This is a genomic window from Kineococcus vitellinus, from assembly GCF_009906315.1.
GTDB lineage: Bacteria > Actinomycetota > Actinomycetes > Actinomycetales > Kineococcaceae > Kineococcus > Kineococcus vitellinus.
This window is the reverse complement of sequence record NZ_JAAALL010000369.1, coordinates 1-3734: the sequence shown is the minus strand read 5'-3', so window position 1 is coordinate 3734 and position 3734 is coordinate 1. Positions and strand designations below refer to the sequence as shown.

At 78.0% G+C, this 3734-nt stretch carries 4 protein-coding genes; 2 read left to right on the top strand and 2 right to left on the bottom strand.

What is annotated here, in order from left to right:
- On the bottom strand, positions 1–631 hold a 631-nt coding region (locus GTQ99_RS20945), incomplete at its 3' end, for an aldehyde dehydrogenase family protein (protein WP_166617632.1).
- 79 nt (positions 632–710) lie between these two features.
- Between GTQ99_RS20945 and GTQ99_RS20940 the strand changes: the two genes are divergently transcribed.
- Positions 711–2252, top strand: coding sequence for a PHP domain-containing protein (locus GTQ99_RS20940; RefSeq protein ID WP_166617631.1), 1542 nt, complete (start codon positions 711–713; stop codon positions 2250–2252).
- Positions 2253–2280: 28 nt separating this feature from the next.
- Here GTQ99_RS20940 and GTQ99_RS20935 read toward each other — a convergent pair whose 3' ends face one another.
- Positions 2281–2862 carry an AAA family ATPase gene (locus GTQ99_RS20935; protein WP_205707942.1) on the bottom strand — a complete coding sequence of 194 codons (582 nt, stop codon included), beginning with the start codon at positions 2860–2862 and terminating at the stop codon, positions 2281–2283.
- A gap of 101 nt (positions 2863–2963) precedes the next feature.
- Between GTQ99_RS20935 and GTQ99_RS20930 the strand changes: the two genes are divergently transcribed.
- Entirely contained in the window at positions 2964–3668 is a 705-nt protein-coding gene (locus tag GTQ99_RS20930) for a hypothetical protein (RefSeq protein ID WP_166617630.1), read from the top strand.
- Positions 3669–3734: the final 66 nt, after the last annotated feature.

Genomic DNA, 3734 nt, shown 5'->3' with positions numbered 1-3734 from the left:
CGGCTGCGGCGTGCTGCTGCGCCCCCGCCCGGCCGCGGCCGGTCGCCAGGGCGGCCACGACGGCGCCGAGGGCGTCGGCGGCGGCGGTGCGCCAGGTCGTCGGGACGGCGACGACGCCACCGCCGGGGCGGGCCCGGGCACCGGCGTCGGCCAGCTTGTCCGCCCAGCCGGCGGCGGAGAAGGCCGCGGCGTGGGCGGCCGGGCCGTCCACGCTCAGGCCCGCGGCGACGGGGCGGCCGGTGCTCAGGGCGGCGGTGACGGCCAGCGGGCGCACGTGCGCGGCCAGGACGTCGGCGACGGCGAACAGGTGCCGGGCGCGGTCCTCCCCGGACAGCCACGCCCACTCGGTGCGGCTGACGGCCGCGACGGCCGCGACGACGTCCTCCACGCCCTGAGGGGTGGTGTCCTCCACGTCGAGCAGCCGCTCCCCGCTGGTGGGCGAGCGCACCTCCAGCAGCGGTGCGCTGCCGTCGGAGCCGCTGGCGCGGACCACGCCGGGCAGCTCGGCCGGCAGGTCGTCGCCGCGCTCGGGCAGGTCGGCGGCGGCGGGCAGGACGACGGTGTGCACGCGCAACGGGGTCTCCCGCGGCGCAGCCACGCCCGCGGGAGCATCCGGTAGCGGGGTGCTCACGGGCAGTGAGTCTACTGAGGCGGGGGAGCCCGCACGGGGCCGTTCGGCGAGGTCGAGGGGCCGCTGGCAGGGTGGGGACGTGCACTCCCACGTCCCCTCGCCGCCGCCGCCCGATCCCGTCAGCAGCCCCGGGGACGACCGCGAGTTCGCCTGGTACGCCGGTGACCACCACATCCACACGACGTTCTCGCGCGACGCGATGTACTCCGTGGACGACCAGGTGCGCCGCGCCCGCGAGTGCGGTCTGGACTGGATGGTCATCACCGACCACGGCGGCCCCGACCACGCCAAGCAGTCGGTGGCGCTGCAGACCCCCCTCATCGCCGAGGCCCGCCGCCGCCACCCCGTGCTGGTGTTCCAGGGCATGGAGTGGAACGTCCCGGGCGCCGAGCACGCCACGTTCATCGCCCCCGACCACGCCGACACCCCCGACCTGCTCGAGCGCTTCGAGCGCGCCTTCGACGGCGACGTCCTCGCCGCCCGGCAGAACCCCGGCGGCCCCCGGCTCATCGAGCACTCCGTGCAGGGCGGCCCCGAGGCCGAGCAGCTCGGCCTGGACGCGCTCGCCTGGCTCGTGGAGGAGCTGCGCACCGGGACGGTCGGCGAGGCGCTGGTGCTCTCCAACCACCCGATGCGCACCGGCCGGGTCTCGCCCTCGAAGGTGCGCGGCTGGCGCGACGCCGCCCCCGGGGTGTTCGTCGGCTGGGAGGGCGCACCCGGCCACCAGGCCGCGGCGCTGCCGCCGCCGCTGGGGCGCGGGCGCGGGCGCGGGCAGTACGACGAGTCCCCGGGCCGCTGGTCCTTCCCCGGCTACGACCTCGACCAGTACCGCACCTGGGGGGGTTTCGACGCGGCGACCGCACGCCTGGGCGGGTTGTGGGACTCCCTGCTCGCCGAGGGCCTGCCGTGGTGGATCACCGCCAACTCCGACAACCACTTCGACATCGGCGACACCGTCGTGGTGGGCGAGGCGAGCCGCGCGCACTACGTCGAGCACGGCCACCGCGGCACCCCGGTCGACTCCGGTGTCGTGCAGCACGGCTACGTCGACTTCGCGCCGGGTTTCTACTCCCGCACCTGCGTGGGTTCCGCGCGCCGCGACTACGCCTCCGTCATGGCCGCGCTGCGCGCCGGGCGGGTGTTCGTCGTGCACGGCGGTCTGGTGCGCGCCGTCGAGGCGCGCGTGCGCCCGGGCGGCGAGGGGCCCGGCGTCACCTTCGGCGCGCGCACCTCGGTGCGCCGCGGCGGCGACGTCGAGGTGGAACTGCTCATCGACCCCGCCGTGGAACCCAACGGCAGCGGCGGCGTCCCGCGCTCGGCGCGCTGGGACGTCGTCGTCGGCACCGTCACCGGCCGCGTCGCCGACACCGAGCGCGACCTGTTCCAGGCGCCCGGCACCCGCGTCGTGGAGAGCTTCGAGGTCCCCGCGCACGCCAGCGGCCGGCAGGTGTTCCGCACGACCCTGCGCGGGGTGGCCGACCCGCTGTACGTACGCTTCCGCGGCAGCGACGGCCGGCACGCCGACGCCGACGGGCACCCCCGCGTCGACCCGATCGGCGACTCCGACCCGTGGGACGACCTGTGGTGCTACACGAACCCGGTGTTCGTCGACGTCGTCTGACGCGTCGGCCGGCGCCGTCCGGCGCGCGTCAGCCGGGCGGGTCCGGCTGCAGCGACGGCCAGCGCCGCACGGCCCACTGCGCCCACGTGCGGTGCCCGGCGGGCGGGTCCGGCACCGCGCCGCCGGCCAGCTCCCGCGCCCCGGGCTCCTCGAAGGCCTCGCGGTAGCCGCGCAGCGCCGCGTCGGTCATCTCCACCTCCGCGTGCGGTGCCGCGGCCCGGCGGGCGTCGACGCGGGCGCGCTGGGTCGCCGGGTCGACGCTCAGGTGCACCAGCCGGCACCGCGCGCCGGCGTCGGTGAACAACCGGCGCAGGGCCCAGCGCTCGTCGCGGCTCCACAACCCGAAGTCGACGACGACCGAGGTCCCCAGCCGCACCGCGGCCAGCGCCGTGGTCAGCAGCCGGCCCTCGAGGACGTCGCGGCGCTCCATCGCGTCCAGCACGCCGAACAGCGGCAGCATCCACTCGTCGGGGGTGAAGCGCAGCGCGGGAAGCTCCCGCTCCAGCTGCCGCGCGCGCACCGTCTTGCCCGCCGCGGGCAGCCCGACGAGCAGGACCGCCGCGGGCCGCCGCCCGGGCGCGCGGTCGTCGTCACCACCGGGGAGCACCACCCCGCCACCGTGCCGCACCCGGCGCGCCGGCGCACCGGGGTTCCCGCCGGCCGCGCGTGCCCGGCAACCGCTGGGGCTGCGCACAGCACCACCACAGGCGCGTGCCCGAGACAGGAGGGGAGCGCCGGCACGTGACCGGTGCCACCCGAGCGGAGGACACCGTGAAGATCACCAAGAGGACCGTGGCCGCCGGTGCCGTCGGCGCCGTCGCCGCGAGCGGGCTGGGGCTGGTCCTGCTGGGCGCGCCGCTGGCATCCGCGGCCGAGACGGGCACCGGCACCAGCACCACCACCGGCGGCCGGCTGCAGGCGATCAGGGACGCGCTGGCCGGGCTCGTCGGCGACGGCACGCTGACCCAGGAGCAGGCCGACACCGTCGCGAGCACGCTGGACTCCTCCGACGCCCTGCGCGGCGGGCCGGGCGGGCACGGCGGGGGTCGCGGCGTCGACCTCGACGCGGCGGCCGAGGCCGTCGGCCTGAGCGCCGAGGAGCTGCGCACGGCGCTGCAGGCGGACGGCGCGACGCTGGCGAGCGTGGCCGCCGAGCAGGGGGTGGCGGAGCAGGAGCTCGTCGACGCCCTCGTCGCCGACGCCACCGAGCGGCTCGCGCAGGCCGTCGCGGACGGCCGGCTGACCCAGGAGCAGGCCGACGAGCGCACCGCCGACCTGCCGGCGCGCACCGCCGAGCTCGTCGACCGGGAGCTCCCCGGCGGACCCGGTGGACCCGGCGGGCGCGGTGGCGGCCCGCGCGGCGGGACCGGCACCGCGGAGGGCGGCACTGAGGGCAGCACCTCGGCGGCCGCCTGACGGACCCGTCCCGGCTCCCGACGCCCCGACCCCGGCGGTGATCTTGCGCGGTGCACCGCGCAAGAT